Origin of the sequence: Chryseobacterium rhizoplanae (assembly GCF_900182655.1) — a bacterium.
GTDB classification, from domain to species: Bacteria; Bacteroidota; Bacteroidia; order Flavobacteriales; family Weeksellaceae; genus Chryseobacterium; species Chryseobacterium rhizoplanae.
The window spans coordinates 162,616-181,796 of sequence record NZ_FXTC01000006.1 but is presented as its reverse complement, the minus strand read 5'-3'; the positions used below and the strand labels follow the sequence as shown (position 1 = coordinate 181,796).

Below are 19,181 nucleotides of genomic sequence, written 5' to 3'. Positions count from 1 at the left end.
ATGATTTTACTGAGTATACACAACCTGAGCCTTCCTATAGAAGATCCGGTACTGAAGTTCCTGTTGGTACTGGTTATCATTCTGGCAGCACCATTGCTGTTAAATAAAATTAAAGTTCCCCACCTTTTGGGACTTATCATCGCCGGAGCCATCATTGGTCCGAACGGATTCAATGTCTTATCCAGAGACAGCAGTATTGTTGTGACAGGAACTACCGGCTTGCTTTATATCATGTTTCTGGCAGGTCTGGAGATTGATATGGGTGATTTTAAAAAGAATAAATGGAAAAGTCTCACCTTTGGTATCTATACCTTTACCGTTCCTTTTGTATTGGGATATCTGGGAGGATATTATATTTTACACTTTTCCATGCTGACTTCCATTCTGTTTGCCAGTCTTTTTTCATCCCATACGCTTATTGCTTACCCATTAGTGAGCAAGTTGGGCATTGCAAAAAATAAAGCGGTCAATATTACCGTTGGAGGCACAATGATTACCGACATCCTCGCTTTATTGGTACTTGCCGTAATTGTGGGAATGTCCCAGGGAGATGTAGGAACAGAATTTTGGGTTAAATTGTCGGTCTCTTTTGTCGTTTTTGCCCTGATTGTACTTATTGTATTCCCGATAATCGGACGTTGGTTTTTTAAAAGAGTGGATGATAAAATTTCACAATATATTTTTGTATTGGTGATGATTTATCTGGCAGCAATGTTGGCTGAACTGGCTGGTGTAGAAGCTATTATCGGAGCATTCTTTGCCGGATTGGCTCTGAACAGACTTATCCCTCATACTTCTTCTTTGATGAACAGGGTTGAGTTTGTGGGAAATGCCATCTTTATTCCATTCTTCCTGATCAGCGTAGGAATGCTGATTGATTTTAAAGTTTTCTTTAAAAGCTGGGAAACGCTGGAAGTGGCCGGAATCATGCTGGTAGCTTCTATCGGAGGGAAATATCTTTCTGCCATAGCGACTCAGAAAACATTCAGGCTGACCAAAGAGGAAGGAAAACTCATATTTGGGTTAAGTTCTGCGTCTGCTGCAGCTACATTGGCTTCAGTAATGGTAGGATACAACATCATCCTTTCCGAAACCGAAACCGGAGAACCTGTAAGATTATTAAATGAACACGTACTGAACGGAAGTATTCTGCTGATCCTGATTTCATGTACCATCTCTTCCTTTATTTCCATGGCAAGTGCTCAGAAAATTGCTGAAAGTGATAATGAAGATACTGTTTCAGGGAATACCCATGAAGAAGAAAGTATCCTACTAGCCATCAACCATGAGGCAACTGTTGAGCGAATGGTGAATCTGGGAATTCTGATCAAAGCCCACTCCAATACAGAAGACCTTTTTGCTTTGAATGTGATCAATGAAGATAAAAATGAATCTTCAGTAAAGAATGCGGAGAAACTTCTTCACCAGGCCGCAGATGCAGCCGCAGCCGCAGATGTGAAACTACAGGCCTTAAAAAGATATGACAATGACGTCGTTAATGGAGTCAATAATGTTATTAAAGAACAGAAGATTACAGACCTCATCATCGGATTGGAAGATGAAAAAGGGTTCTCCCCTTCTTTTGTCTATAATCTTTACAATGGCTATCTTCAGAATGACGATGTAAATGTACTGGTATATCATGCTGCACAACCACTTTCCACGATAAAAAAATATGCCGTGATGATTCCTGAGAATGCAGATAAGGATGCCGGATTCTTCCATGCATTGCTCAGAGTATGGAATATTGCCAGAAATTCAGGAGCTACAATTGTTTTTTATGCCCCTGAAAACATCATTGATATTCTGCAGAAAATCATGAAAAAAGCCAGCATAGAAGCAGAATTTATCATTATGAGCACATGGCAGGATGGTGAAAGAACCGCTGCCCAGCTGAAAGACGATGAAGCACTGATTATTTTGATGGCAAAACGAGGCATGAAATCCTATATTCCAAGAATGAGACTAATCCCAGAACTGCTGAACAGAAATCTGAAAGACAACAATTACCTTCTGATCTTCCCTTTCTCAGAATATGATAAAAACAGCCCGGAAATACGTTCTGTAGGAAATCACGGAGATTTTGTGGAGATTGGAAATGTAATTCAGAAGATATTTAAATAAAAGAAGTTTAGATAGGCTGGAAGCATGAAGAGGGATGCTGGAAGTTATCTAAGTATGAATTAATCATTTTTTATCAAATTATCAATCAATTTGAGTCATCAATAGGATCGGGCTATTATCCTGAGCGTAGTCGAAGGAAGCCCGATATAAACAAGATGAATACATTTGGCTTTAGCCGAAATCTAAATTAAGTTTTGGCTAAAGCCAATTGATTTGATAATTATTTTTTAAACGGGCTGAAGCCCGTTCCTATTGAATAATTGAATAACAAAAGAGAGCTGTTTCATTTTAAAAAAGCTCTCTTTTGTTATTTTTAAATGATTTTATTCAGAAATTACTCTTACCATTCCTTTTACCTGTACAAGCTTTTCCATCAGCTCTTCTCTGGAATCTGCAAGAACATTGATGTGTCCCATTTTTCTTCCGGGTTTGGTTTCGGTTTTCCCATATAAATGGATGTACGTTTCGGGTAACTTAAGAACATCTTCCATTCCTTCGTAGACTACTTTTCCGGCGTATCCTTCTGCTCCAACAAGATTCAGCATTCCGCTGTAAGTAATGGCATCAGTATCAGCTAAAGGCAAGTTTTTTACCACACGGTACATCTGCTCAAACTGGGAGTTCGTATTTCCTTCCTGGCTCTGGTGTCCTGAATTGTGAAGTCTTGGTGCGGTTTCATTCACCCATATTTTTCCTTCTTTGTCAAGGAACAATTCAATAGCAAACAATCCCGGAGAATTCACTGCATTAAGGAATTTCTCTGTAATGGAATCAATCTGATTCTGAACATCTTCTGTCAGAAGAACCGGACATACATTGAAATCTAATAGGTTTAATTTTGGATCAGCAACCATTTCCGTCACCGGGAAAATATTGGTTTCTCCTTTTTCATTTCTTGCTACAATGACGGAAAGCTCTTTTTCAATATCCACAAGACTTTCAATGACAGAAGCTTCTGTCCATAAATGCTGATAATCTTCTTCCGTTTTGATCACCTGCACTCCTTTTCCATCATATCCTCCTGTATTCATCTTCTGAACAAATGGCAATGGCATGATAATTTTCTCATCACTGTTCCATACTACCTGAAATTCCGGGCTTGGGATGTCATGAGTTTTATAAAATTCTTTCTGAAGGATCTTTTGCTGGATCGTTTTGATGATACTTGCATTAGGAACAACTTTTATCCCCTGTTTTTCAAGTTCTGCCAATGCATCAGCATTTACATGTTCTATTTCAATGGTTACAACATCCTTGTCTTTACCAAAGTTCAGAACCGTATCATAGTCATTAAAATTTCCCTGTGTAAAATGCGAGATATTATGACATGGTGCATCAGAAGCCGGATCCAGAGTATAAAACTCATCATCATACTTCAGTGCACTTTGTATCAGCATTCTTCCCAGTTGTCCGCCTCCCAGAATTCCTATTTTCATTTTTTATTTTTATTAGATTTACTTCTTATTGAATTTTATCGATTTTTAAATACCCAAGTCCCATCGGGTTTTCCTGATTTTCTGCATCAGATTTTTTAAGAACGATAGAATATTTTTCTTTCATACTGGCAGGAAGAATATCACTCACATTGAAAATATCATCAATATCAACTCCATGCTTATCATCAATATGGCTTACAGCGCCTTCAAATCCCATGGTCTGGTAAAATTCGGTAGCTTTTGCCCTTTTTACAATCTCTCCCATAGACTGTCCCACCATTAAGTGCTGCTCGTGGAACTCTTCAAAGAAACCCGGCTTATAACCTCCCAGATTGAGAAAAAACAGCTGATCTTCTGATGACTTCTCTCCTTTCTCTACAATTTCCACTTCATAGCCGTCAGCAAATTTTACTTCCTGATAGCAATCCAGATGAATTTTACCTTCTGCTTCCTTCCAAAACTCTTTCATATCCGGAATCAAATCTTTAAGATTCTCTGCTATTCCGAAGAAAACATCGTGCTGCTCAATATTTCTTCCTTTAGGAGTTGCCCCAAGGATAACATAAAATAATTTCATTACATTTTTCATGCATGCAAAAATACGTTAAATTTATCTTTTTCAAATGTTTGGCAGACTACTACAATAATTTTATATTTGTAACATTATTTGTAGTATGTCAGAAATCATCATACTCTTCCTTGGCGCAATTTCCGCTGGTCTTTTAGGTTCACTTACGGGTTTAGGAGGGGGAGTTATTATCATTCCTTTATTAACGCTGGGATTCGGCGTTCCAATGCATTATGCTATAGGTGCTTCACTTATTTCTGTGATCGGGACCTCTTCCGGTGCGGCTGTAGCTTTCGTTAAAGAAGGATTTACCAACATGAGAATCGGAATGTTTCTCGAAATTGCCACTACAGCAGGAGCTATTGTAGGTGCGTTGGTCTCGGGGATGCTTAACCCCAATACGATCGGAATTATTTTCGCCAGTATTCTTCTTTTAACGGTTATTTTAAATCTTAAGGGTAAACCTGATCACCAGGAACCTTTGGTAAAAGGAAGTCTGGAAAAGAAGCTGAAACTGTATGGAACATTTCCTGATAAAGGGGTTTTAAAAAGCTATTCTGCAAGAAATACAGTTCCGGGATTTTTGATGATGATGTTTGCGGGTGCTATGTCCGGACTTTTAGGAATAGGCTCCGGAGCATTGAAGGTATTGGCGATGGATAATATGATGAAACTGCCTTTCAAAGTATCTACAACAACCAGTAACTTTATGATTGGGGTAACGGCTGTAGCCAGTGCACTGATCTATTTCCAGAGAGGAGAAATTATTCCTGTGATTGTGGCTCCGGTTTTAATTGGAGTGGTCATCGGAAGTTTTATAGGTTCAAAAACATTGATGGTATCAAAAACCAAAAAATTAAAAGTATTTTTTGCCATTGTAATTACCATTCTGTCTATTTACATGATGTATAACGGTATCAACAAAAGCTTCAGATAATGAAAAATAATTTCACAGATGTAGATCTGAACCGTTCTGTAGGAAACCTTCTGAGACTGGGTGTTATTCTTTCTGTGGCAACATCCCTGATTGGCTTTATCAAGTTATTTTTTGAAGGTTTTAAAATGCCTGAAAAATATACAAGCCTTGTGGTAGGAACCTCTTCTGAAAAAGTATGGGGACACTTCTGGAATTCCCTGTGTAAAGGAGAAGGAATGGCTATTATTCAGCTGGGAATTCTTCTGTTGATCTTCACCCCTTTGATGAGAATTGTTTTTGCTTTAATAGGCTATTTAAAAGAAAAAGACTACGTATATGTAGTCATTTCTTCAATCGTTTTAGCAATTATGGCAGTAAGTTTCTTTGCAGGGTACGCCCACTAATTTTTACATTTCATAAAACTCTAACGGCAATTGATCGGGATCCTGGGTAAAGAAAAACTCTTTTCCCGTGAATTCGTCTATGCGGATTTCTTCACAGTTTAAGGCTTTTCCGATTAACTCATTTCTTTTTTCTGTAACATTGTCAACAGAAAAAGCAAGATGTCTTAAACCACAGGCTTCAGGACGTGACGGCCGTTCTGGCGGATTGGGAAAAGAAAACAGCTCAATCACATAATGATCCCCGATAGCCAGATCAAGTTTATAAGACTGCCTTTCTTCACGGTATACTTCACGGATGATATTCAGGTTTAAAATTTCCGTATAAAATTTCTTTGAAACGGCATAATCTGAACATATGATTGCAATATGGTGAATCTTCATTTTTATATTTAAATTACTTTTATTATTGTATTTCTTTACAGTTATCCTTTCTTCTCGTATCAATAATATACTGGATTTTCCATTCGTTATTCTGCTTTACCAGCTGAAAACTATTGGCTCCGCAATGTGACAATTTTCCCTTTAAATAAAAAGAATAAGGAGTAAATACGCTGGCCAGGTTTCCGTCTGTATGAACAGCTTCTACGGTAATTCTTTCCTCCAGATCTCCTTTTGTAAATTTTGAAACCGAAGCAACGAAATCCTGTATGCTGTCACTTTTCACAGTTCCATCTTTAGTGATGGTCTGCAGCACTGCATTCTCTGCAAAAGCTGATTTTACCAGCTCAGAATCTGCATTTTTCATGCCAAGGAACAGGTTACGGATAGGTTTTTCGATATCTTTATTCTCCTGGCCGAAGCATGAAATACTGATCAGAACAAGAAGTATAATTATTTTATTCATAGTATAGATTTAGATAATTAAAAATAGATAAAATAAAATTTAAATCGATTAGCAAATTTTAAAATTCATTTTCCTTAAATTGTGGTCAAAATTATTTCAGCGCTTTTTATATGTGGATTATCTATCTGACTTTGGCCATACTTCTTCTGGTGATGACAATACTGCCGAAAATACAACATTCTCACTGGGTATTCAGGGTTCCGGAATTTGCTAAAATACAGGTCACTTACCTAATATTATTTACCTTTTTATTAGGCTTTTTCACAGATTCTAAAGAATATTTATGGTATTATCAGGGTCTTCTGTTGGTCATGTTTGTTCATCACGGTCAAACACTCATCAAATACACCCACTTCTATCCTGTTAAAAAGCATAGACAACGCCACAAATCTTCCGATAAACTGCATTTTATTTCTGCGAATGTTTATCAGTTCAATAAAGAGTATGAGAAATTCATCGGGCTTGTTAAAAAGCATAACCCTGATTTTTTCATGACTATGGAAAGCAATGGTGATTGGGAAAAAGCAATGAGACCTTTAGAGAAAGAATACGGCTTCCAGCATAAAGTGACCCTTGAAAATACCTACGGCATGCATTTCTATTCCAGAATTGAAATCAAAGAAGCAAAGACCCATTACTTCGTAGCTGATGATATCCCGAGTATTGAGGTCCATATGAAAACTGCTGATGGTTTTTCTTTTGTTTTCTTCGGGGTTCATCCACCGCCGCCAAGTCCTACGGAAGAGGAAACATCGAAGGAAAGAGACGGTGATCTTTTAAGTACTGCCAAACGTGTAAAAGACATCAAAAAACCAGTTATTGTTGTAGGAGACTTTAATAATGTGGCATGGTCAAGATCATCTGTCCTTTTCAGAAAAACAAGTCATCTGATAGATCCCAGGATCGGACATTCTTTTGTTTCTACCTTCCATGCGAAATACCGTCTTTTAAGGTTTCCTATTGATCTGATGTTTCACAGTGAAGATATTTTTATTAAGCAGCTGAAGACATTGGAAAATTTTGGTTCAGACCACCTTCCGGTATACTGCGAGTTTTTCATAGATCATCACAACGATGAACAGGAAGAATTGATTGAAACAGCGACTTCCGAAGAGAAAAAAGAGGCCGAAATCATGATCGAGGAAGGAAAGAAAGAAGATGGCGAACGTGAAACTGTTGTTACTGAAGATTAATAAAAAAGTGGGCTAAAGCCCACTCCTATTGAATATTATTTTTTATCAGAATCCAAAATTCCAACCCCAATTGATCGTTCTGTTTCTACCCCAGCTGCCTGTTTCTGTCCCTACCTCATATTCGGTAAAAAATATAAGTAGTAAAGCAATGGCAATGGCAATGAGAATATAAATTTTCTTCTTTTTCATTCTAGAATTTCATCACATCCTTCACTACCCCATTCTTCTGGGTGTGCTGTAATAATTCAGCTTCGATGAAGGTTTTAATCTGTTCTTCAGAACCATTGCCCGGGAATAGAAGGTGAACATTAGCTCCTGCATCCAGTGTAAAGAATAAAGGAAGTGCGGTTTCTCTTCTGAAATCCCAGATCTTGTTAATGACTTCCAAAGTACCTGTTTTCATCAGGATAAAAGCCGGATCACTCATCATCATCATCGCATGCAATGTAAGTGCTTCATGTTCTACCAGCTTGATAAAGCTTTCCATATCTCCGTTTTTCAGGATTTCTTTCATGGGAACAAAGTTTTCTCTTGCTTCCTGAAATCTTCTTTCCGCATAAGGATTGGTCTTCATCAGACCGTGCCCTACCGTTGAAGAAACACTTTTCTGTCCTTCATGGATCAATAAAACCCAGTCGTTAAAATTTCTGAATATCTCATGAACTTCAGCATCGGGATATTGTACTCCGAACAAATCTGAACTTCCTTCTACCTCATCAGTTTTTCCCCACACCACAAGTCCGTTGTATAGGCTTCGGCATGCGCTTCCACTTCCTAATCTTGCTAAGAATGAAGCTTTTCTCAAAGATTCTTCTTCAGAAGTCTTTCCTGTGAATGATGCATCCAATGCCATCAGACATTTTGCAATGGCCCCAAATCCTGAAGCTGAACTTGCAATTCCTGAACTATGCGGGAAAGTATTCTCTGTTCTGATTACATATTTCCCTTTTAAAATCCATGGAAGATACTGTTCTATATTTTTGAAATATTTCTCAATTTTTTCAGCAAACTTCACTTCTTCATTACCAGCCAGAAAGGTTTGTACTGAAAAAGCTTCATTTGCAATAAATTCCATTGAAGTATTGGTTTTACAATGGTTTAACGTGTAGCTGATGCTTGGGTTAGCAGGAATCTGATCCGCATATTTTCCCCAGTATTTAATCAGGGCAATATTAGACGGACAGCTTTCTGAAACCGTTTGGGTATGAATATTGAAATTTTCTTTTCCTATAAAATCTTGTGTCGTCATAGTCTAATTTAAGTCATTATTTTAAACCACCCCGTCAAAAATTCTTTGAATTTTCGCCACCCCTCCAAAAGAGGGGAATTCTCACACCTTTATCTGTACTTGACGTGAAAAACAGGTGGTTAAAATTTTTAATACATCTTCTCTATAATATCTGCGTATTTTTTGATCACCACATTTCTTTTGACCTTCAAAGTAGGAGTAATTTCTCCTGTATTGATATCAAATTCTGCCGGCATCAAAGTGAATTTCTTCACTTTTTCATAGTCTGCCAGGTGATCCTGCAATTCTTTAATTTTTTCTTTATAAAGATTGATTACCTTTTCATTTTTTACAGCATCTTCCCAATTGGTGAAAGAAACATTATTTTTCTTAATATAATCCTGCAAAAATTCAAAATTAGGAACAATCAATGCTGAAACAAACTGTCTTCCTTCTGCAATCAGCATAATCTGCTGGATAAAATTATTATTCGTCAACAGGTTTTCTATCTGTTGTGGAGCAATATATTTCCCATTGGAAGTCTTCATCAGATCTTTGATTCTGTCTGTGATAATAAGGTTTCCTTTATCATCAAATTTCCCCGCATCCCCGGTTTTGAACCATCCGTCCTCTGTGAACACTTTCTGGGTTTCTTCAGGCTTATTGTAATAGCCTTTCATGATTCCGTTTCCTCTCGCCTGGATTTCATCATTTTCACCGATACGCATTTCTACTCCAGGCAATGGCTTTCCGCTTGTACCGTGCTCAAAATGAGTTAAAGGGAAAAGAGTCAATGTTGCGGTAGTTTCCGTTAATCCGTAGCCAACAGTAACATGAATTCCCACTGAATCAAAGAAACGGGTAACTTCCGGTGACAATGATGCTCCACCACAAGGTAAGAACCATAGTCTCCCACCCATTTTTTCTTTTATTTTACTGAAAACTAATCTGTCTGCGACAGCTTCTTTGAATTTCAATCCAAAAGGAATTGGTTTTTCATTTCTTCTCAATTCCGCGGTTTCCCATCCGGTTTTAAGCGCCCAGTCAAATATTTTCTTCTTCAGTGATGAACCTTCTTCTGCCTTTTCCAGAACTCCGGCATATACTTTCTGGAAAAATCTCGGTACGGCACACATGGCACTAGGTTTTACTTCTTCCAGTGCTTTGGCTACATTTTTAGGATCTTCCAGGAAATAAACGCGGGCACCACCATACAGGCACAATAAGCTCCAGCTTCTTTCAAAAACGTGGCTCAATGGTAAGAATGCCAGTGAAAGTTCTTCTTCAAAGTTTTTAAACTTAAAAAATTCAAAATGAGAATCAAATGCTTTGATGAAATTTCCATGGGTAAGCATTACTCCTTTTGGAATTCCCGTAGTTCCTGAAGTATAGATCAGTGTTGCGGTATCATCGTTTTCCTTCTTACAGATCTCCAGTTCCGGTGAAGCTTTAGCAATAAAATCTTCAAGATAAAAACTGTTGAATTCTTTCTTGATCCACACTGCTTTTTTAGAAACAATAATGGTTTCAAGATTGTTTTCTTCTTTATGTAAAAATTCAAGACAGGCATCATACTGTATCTGATTCCCCACTAAAACAGCTTTAGCTCCGGAATCGTTAATGATATGTTCTGCCTGCTCAGCATTATTGGTTGAATAAATAGGTACTGTAACAGCACCGATGGCCATTGAAGCCAGGTCAACGATCATCCATTCGGACGAGTTATCTGAATAAATAGCGACTCTGTCATTCTCCTGAACTCCAGCTTCCTTTAAGGCATTGGCTGTTTTAAAAATAACCTCACTGAATTTTTTCCAGCTCAGCTCTTTCCAGGCTCCCTCTTTCTTTTTAAATCCGATGGCCGCTTTTATAGGATGTTTTTCTACATTTTTAAGGATAATTGCCTCTGCAAGATTCATTTCTTCAGCTTTTTGTCGTTAATATAATTATTCAGGTGAAAGTCGATACTTTCTTTTACGGGAATAAACTGATAGTTCAGTTTTTCTTTGACTTTGTGATTGGAAATGGTGTTGAACGAAGAAATGGCTTCAATATTTGATTTGGTAACCATTTTCAATTTAGGAATCAGCCATCCGAAAAGGGTGTTGGCTATTCTTCCGATATTTAATACCGATTGTGAAAGAATTCTGGCATCTTTAAGCCCAAGACGGGTTCTTACCTGTTTTGCAAGGTCTGCATATCTGTTATTTTCAGCAACAATGATAAAACGTTCTCCGAAAAGATTATTTTCCATCAGCCCGATTGCAGTATTGGCTACGTCTCTTACATCAACGTAGGCAGAACCGCCGGAAAAGGTAAAACTATTGTCTTCAAAAGTAGAGAAAAGCTCGCCGCTGCTTTGATTCCAGTTTCCGCTTCCTACGATCATTCCCGGATTGATAATCACAACATTTAAGCCTTCTGCTGAAGCTCTCCATGCTTCCATTTCAGATAAATGTTTTGAAATAGCATACGCAGAGTGTTCCAGTTTTGGATTAAACTCAGAATCTTCATCCAGTTCTCCTTTTTCATTGAAATTATCAAGAACGGCAACAGAACTTACATGGAGAAATTTTTTAACGTTTGACCCTTCACAGGCAAACAGAAGGTTTTCTGTACCCTTGATGTTTGTACGGTACATTTCTTTTTCATCTTTGGGATGAAAACTCACTTTTGCGGCACAATGATACACCTCATCCACACCTTGCAGTGCTGTTGTCAGAGAATCGAGATCATCAAAATCTACGTTTACCCATTCGATCCTGTTGAAAAAATCGTCGGGATTCTCCGTATAAAAGCTGTATGAATGCTTTACTTCGTTTAAATTGCTGCCTGGTCTTTTGGAAGCACGTACATTTTTACCTCTTTTAAGAAGTTCCAGTACAATTACTCTTCCCAGAATTCCGGTAGCACCCGTTACAAAAATCATTAATTATTTTACTTGATTGCTGACTAAAATATAACAATATTTTCTATCCGGCAATTCTTCCGGATCCGGCAATTCTTCCTTAGAAAAACTGCTTCTGCAAATTTGCGATTTTTAAAGCATAATTCCACTTTATTTAACCAATATTATCACTCAGAAATCAACAAACAGGAAAAATTTTAATCACAATAGGTCATTACATTTAAAAGTCCTGAAAGAATGTACAACTTTCAGGACTTTTATGATTAAAAATGCTTTGTTTTTAAGCCATTACCTCATTATTTCTTCTTGGAGCTTTATCGCAAAGAACGTCTGCAATACTCCTGGAAATAAGGTTTCCTTCTGTAAGATTATCCAACCAGAAGAATTCTCCGGCGGCATTGATCTCGATGAAGTAGTATTCGTCTTCAGGAGAAACTATCATGTCTATTGCGCCGTAATCTACATTGTAAATATCCAGGAGTTCAAGCAGTTTTGCTTCTACATCCGTCGGAAGTTCTGTTCTGCTCCATTTATCAATCAGATTGATTCCGTCTTTTCTCCAGTCTATTTTGGCATCTTCGGATTGCTGGGAATCTATTTCAAATGCATAAACATCTCTTCCCACAATAGTAATACGAAGTTCTTTTTTCTTTTGGATCATCTGCTGAAACTGCATAGGGCAGTATAATAATGAATCAAGTTCTTCCAGTTTATTTTCACTGACAACATTGGTAAACACGACACTTTCAACACCGTCTTCATAAATGGCAAAACCGGTCTGCATTTTTGCCACTACATTCTGATGTTTCAGAATAAATTTCCTGGCTTCATCAGGGTTATTGGTAAGGCAGGTTGCCGGAATGGTCAGCCCTAATTTATCTGCAATTTTCAGTTGTTCTTCTTTACTGTCCAGTCTTCTGTAAATACTTGGTTTTCCTAAAGAATAAGCATCTACAGATTCAAAGAAACCGAAAAGGGTATTTCTGATTTCGCCCATCGCAGCACCATAAAACTTCGAGTCCATTTCTTCTCTCAGGCCTTTTCCGATATTGTAAGCTCTTCTGTACCAAATGGCTGAAATATCATCTAAACGGTGTTTTGCATCCGGAGTTTCAAGAAAACTTACCCATTCTCCATCCTGAAAAATGGTAGAAAGCTTGTTTTGTAAAGGATAAACGTCTACGTCAAAGCGAATGACTTCACAGTTATTTTTCTCGATATATTCTGTTACTTTTTCAATGGAAAAGTTATCTGCGGTATGAGTTATAATTAAAATTTTATTCATGGAAATTAATTCTGTTTATAAGATTATCGGCAATTCTTTGTGCAATGGAAAATCCCAGCTCTTTTTGCAGCATTCCCCACTCTCCTTGCGGATTGACTTCCAGGAAATAATACGCTCCGTCTCTTCCTTTGATCATATCAATGGCTCCTATATAAAGTCCCATTTCATTCATCATGGAAGTAAGGTTGGCTTTTACAGGCTCCGGAAGTTCGTACGCTGACCAGACATAGCCTTCGTGTGCTACTCTCCAGTCTGCATTTTCACTGTTATTGATCTTTCCTGTGAAGAAATCACCGTCTACATAAACAATTCTCAATTCGTATTCTTTTTCAATATAAGGCTGAAAAATCATCGGGCAGTATGCAATGTCTGCAAGGTTTTCAAGTGATTCCTCTTCAATAATTGTAGTGGAAATCATGTTTTCTCCTGACATTGTTTTCGCCGTTACTCCGTGAAGTTTAGCAATTGCTTTTCCCTGACAGTATTGATGGAAAAAATTTGTTATTTTCTCTTCATCGTTGGAAAAAATAGTTTTGGGGATCGTCAAGTTATTTCTTTCTGCAATTTTCAGCTGAAATATCTTATTGCCGTCAACTTTTTTTTCATTTTCATAAGGATTGATCCACGGAATATGCTCTAAGGCAGTGATCAGGTTGTAGCGCAGGCTTCCATATTCGTTCAGGAAGATTTTTTCATAATCCTGGTCCAATTCTTCAGGAGTGCTGATTCTCCAGGCTTTCCTGTGCCATACTCCTTTAATATCATCAGAATGAACGGTATTCCCGGATTCATCAGTCAGTTCAAATGAATTTTCATCAATGCTGATTTTTTGAAGATGATTCAGTCGGTCAGAATTCAGTCTGAAATAAGGAATATTTTTGGAGGCCAGATATTCGAAAAAGAGATCGATATTATAAAAATCCTGTGAATGGGTGATGCAGAGAATCATTTGCCGGTTTTTATTAAAAAGGGAAACTTACTATTTAAGTTTCCCCCTATTATTTTTTATTATATTCTACTTATTATAGCGGAACAATGATTGTGTCATCATCACCGTCAGATGGATATTTCAGCGTGTGCATCATATCATCTTTTGGAGAAGTTACCGTGTCTACTGCCGGCTTTGTAATCAAATCTGTTTCAGCAAGTGTTATATCACCTCCTCCTTTTACAGTTTCAGGATCTTTAACCTGCTTTTCTAAGAATGACGCGAAAAAGGGCTTCTTCTTTGAGTTTTGGTTTTTCATAATGTTTAGTTTTGGTTTGATATATAATTAAGCTTAAGCTGTATGTATATTCTTACACATCTAAAACATCCTCATCTCCGTCAGAAGGATATTTCATCGTTACATTATCATTATCAGGCTTAGTAACATTATCCTTAAGAGGAGTAGTGATCTGATCCTGGAGAGATGTAGTAATCTGGTCTGCCAATACAGAAGTAATACCTCCACCTTTTACTGTTTCAGGGTCTTTAACCTGTTTTTCTAAGAATGTTGCAAAAAATGGCTTCTTTTTTGAATTTTTGTTTTCCATAAGTTAATATTTTTATCGTTTTGGAAATCCAAAGTACAAAAAAATTCAAATCATGGAGAAATAATATTACATTTTAATAAAATTTTAACATAATATTGAAAATCAAAGTATAATATTAATTTAATCCAAGAAACTCCTTCACAACATTTGCGAAATCAACCGGATTTTCTGCCTGAACCCAGTGTCCTGCATTTTTTACTGTAACGACTTTAGCTTTAGGAAACTGCTGTCTGATCCCAAATTCATCCTGAGGCAGGATATAATTGGATTTTGCTCCTGCTATAAACAATGTCTCACCTTCAAAAACTCCAAACTTAATGGCATTGGATACAAATTCCGTATATTTCTCAGACAGGGTTTTAAGGTTAAATCTCCAGCCTAGTTTTTTATTATCATCCCAATACAGGTTTTTCGTTAAAAACTGTACGGTAGATCTTTCCGGAATATATTGATTCAGAACTGCTTCCACCTCATTTCTTGAAGTTACTGTATTAAAATCAACGGTTTCCAGTGCTTTGATAATTCCCTGGTGATGTGGCGGATATGCTTTAGGTGAAATATCAACAACAATCAGTTTTTCAACACGTTCAGGGTATTTTATAGCAAATTGCATCACTGCTTTACCTCCTAAAGAATGTCCTAAAACATGCGCTTTCTGAATTCCATAATGATCCATATAACGGGCAATATCATCTGCCAGATCATCATGAGACATACTTTCTGAATGAAAGCTTCTGCCGTGGTTTCTAAGGTCGATAAGATGTACAGGAAGGTATTCTCCAAGGTCTTTTCCGAAGCTTCCCCAGTTGTCAAGCATTCCAAATAATCCGTGAAATACAAGAAGCGGCGTATGAGTTGAATTTTCGCCGAATATTTTTGAGTTTAAAATTTCCATATTTTAGAAGTTAGATGTGAGAAATCAGAAGTCAGAGTAAAAATTCTCATTATTTCATTTAATTATCAGTGTGTAAACTATATGAAAGATCAGAAACGAAGTTTACTAGCTTCTAATCTCTAAATTCTGATTTCTTATTAATTACCATTTTGCCAGTCTCTTCAGATAAGCCTGAACCGTATTTTCCAATCCCATATAAAGTGCTTCAGAAATCAAAGCATGCCCTATAGATACTTCCAGCAGGTTGGGAATGGTATCCGCAAAATATTTAAGATTTTCTAAGCTTAAATCATGACCTGCATTGATTCCCAATCCAAAATTGGTAGCTTCAACTGCAGTGTCGTAATAAGGTTTTATAGCCTGTTCTTTATTGATCAGATAATTTTTTGCGTAAGCTTCGGTATACAGTTCTATTCTGTCTGCGCCCGTTTTAGCAGCATATTCTACTAATTCCGGCAAAGGATCAAGAAAAACGGAAGTACGGATTCCCGCCTTTTTAAATTCTGCGATAATCTCTGTAAGGAAATCGAGATGCTTTTTGGTATCCCAGCCTGCATTGGACGTAATTGCATCATCAGCATCCGGCACTAAAGTCACCTGCTCCGGCTTCACTTCCAATACCATATCGATAAAACTCTGATGGGGATTTCCTTCAATATTAAACTCAGTCGTAACCAACGGCTTCAGATCATAGACATCTTTTCTTGTGATATGCCTTTCATCAGGTCTTGGGTGGATGGTAATTCCCTGTCCCCCGAATTCCTGAATTTTTACGGCAGCTTCTGTAACACTTGGGGTTTCACCTCCTCTTGCATTTCTTATCGTCGCAATTTTATTAATGTTTACGCTTAGTTTTGTCATTTTTTATTTTAGATGTTAGATATGAGAAGTTAGAAGTCAGAAGCCTGAAGCTGGAAGAAAATCCAGACTTTGTACTTCTATTGGTCTTTCTAAATTCATTATCATTTAAAAGTTTAATTTAAAATTTGTTTAAAAGGTTCTGAAACTTCCTGCTTCCCTCTTCTGCCTTCCTGCTTTTCTATACTTTCACACTTACCTGCATCACCTGAAGCTCAAATTCTTTGGATGCCACCAATAAATGGTCAAAAATATCGGCCTGAATCTGCTCAAAACGTTCCCATTTGGAGTCATTGGCAAAACAGTATACTTCAAGAGGCAGTCCTTGTGGAGTAATGTCCAGCTGACGTACCATGCGGGTTCCGTTTTTATCTATGTCCGGATCATTTTCAATATATTTCTGAGCATAATATCTGAAAACACCGATATTGGTAAGCTGCCTTCCATTCACAATTTTATCTTTATGCTCAAGGCTTTCTTTCTCTTTTTTGATCTCTGATGTTCTTTCTTCCAGATAATCTGAGATCAGATTAATCTCCTTTAAACGCTCAACATCTTCATCTGTCAAAAATTTAAAAGAATTGATATTAAAGTAAATTGATTTTTTTATTCTCCTTGTATTGGATTCAGACATCACCTGCATATTCTTGATTTCAGTGGTCATCAGGTCATAAGTAGGAATAGTGGAAACCGTCTTATCAAAATTGGTGATTTTCGTAGTCAGAAGGTTAATTTCTGTAATATTCCCTTCAATACTGTATTTGGGAATGCTTACCCAGTCTCCTACTTTTAAATTTTTAGAAGTGGCAACATGAAGACCTGTTACAAATCCTAAGATTGTATCTCTGAAAACCAATACCAGCACTGCCGTAATTGCCCCGAGACTTCCTACGATGGTGGTCCCTTTGATCCCAAAAATCACACAAAACCCTACGACCGTAAATATAAAAAGGCCTAAAATCTTTACCGTTTCTGAAATGGCATTAAGCGCCATAATCTTGTAGAAATCCTGTTTGATGCTGAAATAATTTCTAAAAGCCGTCAGTGATCTGTAAAGCATTCCTGCTAATATCAATACCAATCCCAGATTAATACATCTTATAATAAAAATGGTTGTCTTTGGCAGCGCATTTTCCGGAAATATAGATCCCTGGATGCCTGCTACAGCAATCAAAGCTGCAAAATGGGCAACAGAGTTGGTGATTTTGGCCTGATAAATAGATTTTAGGATGGGAAACTTCTGTTCATTATGAAATAACCTGAAGACAGAATTAATGATGAATTTAAAAACAAAATCAGTAATAAAAAACAGAACGAGAAGTAAGCTTAATTTTACAATAATATGGAAAACCCAGTCCAGCCCGGAAGGTGATATCTGGGTAATATAAATGTAAAGCTGTTCGCTCAGCTCCTGTATAAAGTTTTTAGTTTCTTGTAACTGGTCATTCATTACAGCAAATTTATGAAATTAAGAATCATCATTTTACTATTCGCAATCAATTTTCATCCCAAATAACATTCATTGGGAAATATTTAATAAATTTTTTTATTGAATGAAATTATTAAATATCAAATCTTCCACAACCCTTAATTATAAATGAAAAATTAACTACAAATAACAATTTTAAATAAAAAATATTAAAATAAATTACACATTTAATGTTTAAATATTAAAAAATTATTAAATTTGATTAAAACTAACCCCATAAAAATCAATTAAATATGAAACAAAATTACCTGTTGATTATGCTATGCAGCCTTGTGCTTCTAGTTAATTGTAAAGGAGAAGACTCTGTTACTCCTGAAGAAAATCCTACTAAAGTAGTTGCCACAGGAAAAGTGGAAGGTAAAGTATTCGCAAAAAACGGGACCCAACCAGTTGGAGGCGCTCTTGTATTCACTACCGACAGCCAGAGCAATATCTACCATACGTATTCCGGTGCAGATGGCAGCTTCAGTTTGACAGCTCCTGAAGGCAGTACAACGCTTCACATTCAGACCGGTGACGGTAAAAACTTCAGATCCGAAGTTCCGGTTACGATTAAAAAGAACGAAACGATTACTGTAGCCGCAACGGACTCAAAGTTGGATCAAATTGCAAAAATGGCTTATATAAAAGGAAGTTATGATGAAATTGAAGCGATTATAAGTTCTCTTGGATATACAGCTACTGAAATTACTTATCAGGATTTAAAAAACATCAATACTATTTCCCAGTATGATATTATTTTCCTGAACTGCGGATCCCGCACTTACGCCCAAACGGGCACTTCATCGCCAAGCAATGACAATAATGTATACTCCAATCTTTCTACTTTTGTAAGCAATGGCGGAAGTCTTTACAGCTCAGACTGGGCATCCGCTTATCTGGTAGGGGGAAATACAAATACGGTAAGCTGTAATGCACCCGGAGGTTTTATCAATGATAACCTTCTTTGCCTGAAAGACATTGGAGCTTCAGGTGCTTACACCGGGTGCAGTGTTTCAAATGCTTCATTGGCAACCGCATTAGGGTTTAATACATTAGATATTGACTATGATATGGGTTCATGGGAGAAAATTCAGAACTATGATCCTGCATTCTGGGATGTTCTTGTACAGAAAGGTAACGAGCCACTAATGATAAGAACAGGACATTATACGAACCCTTCTGCTCCGCTAACTCCTGTAGGAACTTCTTTAAACAATAATCATATCACGATCTGCCATCATACAGCAAGCGGGAATAATATCACTATTACCATTAATCAGAATGCCTGGAACGCACATCAGGCACATGGAGATACCATGGGACCTTGTTCCGGAAATTCCAGCAGCGGAAATATCTACTATACCACATTCCATAACCACGCAAGTGGAAATATCGGTAAAGCAGGACCGATTCTGCAATACGTAATCTTAAATTTGTAATAAAATTTTATAACTCAGTTCTCAAGGTGGTCTTTTATAAGGCCACTTTTTTTATATTGCATCTATATTTCAAAGA

20 protein-coding genes are annotated in these 19,181 nt (G+C 37.1%); 5 read left to right on the top strand and 15 right to left on the bottom strand.

Annotated elements, in window-relative coordinates; genetic code table 11:
- Entirely contained in the window at positions 1-2,124 is a 2,124-nt protein-coding gene (locus tag FN817_RS14860; protein WP_142718637.1) for a cation:proton antiporter, read from the top strand.
- A 323-nt stretch (positions 2,125-2,447) separates the two neighbouring features.
- On the opposite strand, the gene FN817_RS14855 is transcribed toward FN817_RS14860, so the two are convergent.
- Positions 2,448-3,560 carry a 5-(carboxyamino)imidazole ribonucleotide synthase gene (locus tag FN817_RS14855; protein WP_142718636.1) on the bottom strand — a complete coding sequence of 371 codons (1,113 nt, stop codon included), beginning with the start codon at positions 3,558-3,560 and terminating at the stop codon, positions 2,448-2,450.
- A gap of 25 nt (positions 3,561-3,585) precedes the next feature.
- Positions 3,586-4,137, bottom strand: a complete 552-nt coding sequence (locus FN817_RS14850) for a DUF1543 domain-containing protein (RefSeq protein WP_047421814.1) — start codon at positions 4,135-4,137, stop codon at positions 3,586-3,588.
- A gap of 97 nt (positions 4,138-4,234) precedes the next feature.
- On the opposite strand from FN817_RS14850, the gene FN817_RS14845 reads away from it, so the two are divergent.
- The gene (locus FN817_RS14845; RefSeq protein ID WP_142718635.1) at positions 4,235-5,065 is read left to right on the top strand and encodes a sulfite exporter TauE/SafE family protein; all 831 of its coding nucleotides are present in this window, start codon (positions 4,235-4,237) and stop codon (positions 5,063-5,065) included.
- Positions 5,065-5,448 carry a DUF1634 domain-containing protein gene (locus tag FN817_RS14840; protein ID WP_142718634.1) on the top strand — a complete coding sequence of 128 codons (384 nt, stop codon included), beginning with the start codon at positions 5,065-5,067 and terminating at the stop codon, positions 5,446-5,448. The genes FN817_RS14845 and FN817_RS14840 overlap by 1 nt, the downstream gene beginning before the upstream one ends.
- 3 nt (positions 5,449-5,451) lie before the next feature.
- Here FN817_RS14840 and gloA2 read toward each other — a convergent pair whose 3' ends face one another.
- Together gloA2 and FN817_RS14830 are read right to left on the bottom strand one after the other, a co-directional pair.
- Positions 5,452-5,829, bottom strand: coding sequence for an SMU1112c/YaeR family gloxylase I-like metalloprotein (gene gloA2, locus FN817_RS14835; protein ID WP_142718633.1), 378 nt, complete (start codon positions 5,827-5,829; stop codon positions 5,452-5,454).
- 22 nt (positions 5,830-5,851) lie between these two features.
- Positions 5,852-6,292 carry a nuclear transport factor 2 family protein gene (locus FN817_RS14830; RefSeq protein WP_142718632.1) on the bottom strand — a complete coding sequence of 147 codons (441 nt, stop codon included), beginning with the start codon at positions 6,290-6,292 and terminating at the stop codon, positions 5,852-5,854.
- Between the two features lie 110 nt (positions 6,293-6,402).
- Here FN817_RS14830 and FN817_RS14825 point away from each other — a divergent pair, with 110 nt between their 5' ends.
- The gene (locus FN817_RS14825) at positions 6,403-7,485 is read left to right on the top strand and encodes an endonuclease/exonuclease/phosphatase family protein (RefSeq protein WP_142718631.1); all 1,083 of its coding nucleotides are present in this window, start codon (positions 6,403-6,405) and stop codon (positions 7,483-7,485) included.
- Positions 7,486-7,530: 45 nt separating this feature from the next.
- Here FN817_RS14825 and FN817_RS23200 read toward each other — a convergent pair whose 3' ends face one another.
- From FN817_RS23200 to FN817_RS14775, 11 genes are all read right to left on the bottom strand, one after another.
- Complete coding sequence (locus FN817_RS23200; protein WP_167498875.1) at positions 7,531-7,674, bottom strand: hypothetical protein; 144 nt, start codon at positions 7,672-7,674, stop codon at positions 7,531-7,533.
- 1 nt (position 7,675) lies between these two features.
- Positions 7,676-8,734, bottom strand: a complete 1,059-nt coding sequence (locus tag FN817_RS14820) for a diphosphomevalonate/mevalonate 3,5-bisphosphate decarboxylase family protein (protein ID WP_142718630.1) — start codon at positions 8,732-8,734, stop codon at positions 7,676-7,678.
- 128 nt (positions 8,735-8,862) lie between these two features.
- Positions 8,863-10,632 (bottom strand): AMP-dependent synthetase/ligase, encoded by a 1,770-nt coding sequence (locus FN817_RS14815; RefSeq protein ID WP_142718629.1) that lies wholly within the window; start codon positions 10,630-10,632, stop codon positions 8,863-8,865.
- On the bottom strand, positions 10,629-11,642 hold the full coding sequence (locus tag FN817_RS14810) for an NAD-dependent epimerase/dehydratase family protein (protein ID WP_142718628.1): 1,014 nt from the start codon (positions 11,640-11,642) through the stop codon (positions 10,629-10,631). Before FN817_RS14810 ends, FN817_RS14815 begins: the two co-directional genes overlap by 4 nt.
- A 259-nt stretch (positions 11,643-11,901) precedes the next feature.
- Positions 11,902-12,906 (bottom strand): MvdD family ATP-grasp ribosomal peptide maturase, encoded by a 1,005-nt coding sequence (locus FN817_RS14805; RefSeq protein WP_142718627.1) that lies wholly within the window; start codon positions 12,904-12,906, stop codon positions 11,902-11,904.
- Positions 12,899-13,855, bottom strand: coding sequence for an MvdC family ATP-grasp ribosomal peptide maturase (locus tag FN817_RS14800; protein WP_142718626.1), 957 nt, complete (start codon positions 13,853-13,855; stop codon positions 12,899-12,901). Before FN817_RS14800 ends, FN817_RS14805 begins: the two co-directional genes overlap by 8 nt.
- 73 nt (positions 13,856-13,928) lie before the next feature.
- Positions 13,929-14,153 carry a microviridin/marinostatin family tricyclic proteinase inhibitor gene (locus tag FN817_RS14795; protein WP_047421159.1) on the bottom strand — a complete coding sequence of 75 codons (225 nt, stop codon included), beginning with the start codon at positions 14,151-14,153 and terminating at the stop codon, positions 13,929-13,931.
- 52 nt (positions 14,154-14,205) lie between these two features.
- Positions 14,206-14,442, bottom strand: a complete 237-nt coding sequence (locus tag FN817_RS14790; RefSeq protein WP_047421157.1) for a microviridin/marinostatin family tricyclic proteinase inhibitor — start codon at positions 14,440-14,442, stop codon at positions 14,206-14,208.
- Between the two features lie 115 nt (positions 14,443-14,557).
- The gene (locus FN817_RS14785; RefSeq protein ID WP_142718625.1) at positions 14,558-15,337 is read right to left on the bottom strand and encodes an alpha/beta fold hydrolase; all 780 of its coding nucleotides are present in this window, start codon (positions 15,335-15,337) and stop codon (positions 14,558-14,560) included.
- 141 nt (positions 15,338-15,478) lie between these two features.
- Positions 15,479-16,198 (bottom strand): pyridoxine 5'-phosphate synthase, encoded by a 720-nt coding sequence (locus FN817_RS14780; protein ID WP_047421153.1) that lies wholly within the window; start codon positions 16,196-16,198, stop codon positions 15,479-15,481.
- Between the two features lie 178 nt (positions 16,199-16,376).
- Positions 16,377-17,645: a mechanosensitive ion channel family protein gene (locus tag FN817_RS14775; protein WP_142718624.1), complete on the bottom strand. Its 1,269-nt coding sequence runs from the start codon at positions 17,643-17,645 to the stop codon at positions 16,377-16,379.
- A gap of 272 nt (positions 17,646-17,917) precedes the next feature.
- Here FN817_RS14775 and FN817_RS14770 point away from each other — a divergent pair, with 272 nt between their 5' ends.
- Positions 17,918-19,105 carry a carboxypeptidase-like regulatory domain-containing protein gene (locus FN817_RS14770; protein WP_228451573.1) on the top strand — a complete coding sequence of 396 codons (1,188 nt, stop codon included), beginning with the start codon at positions 17,918-17,920 and terminating at the stop codon, positions 19,103-19,105.
- Positions 19,106-19,181: the final 76 nt, after the last annotated feature.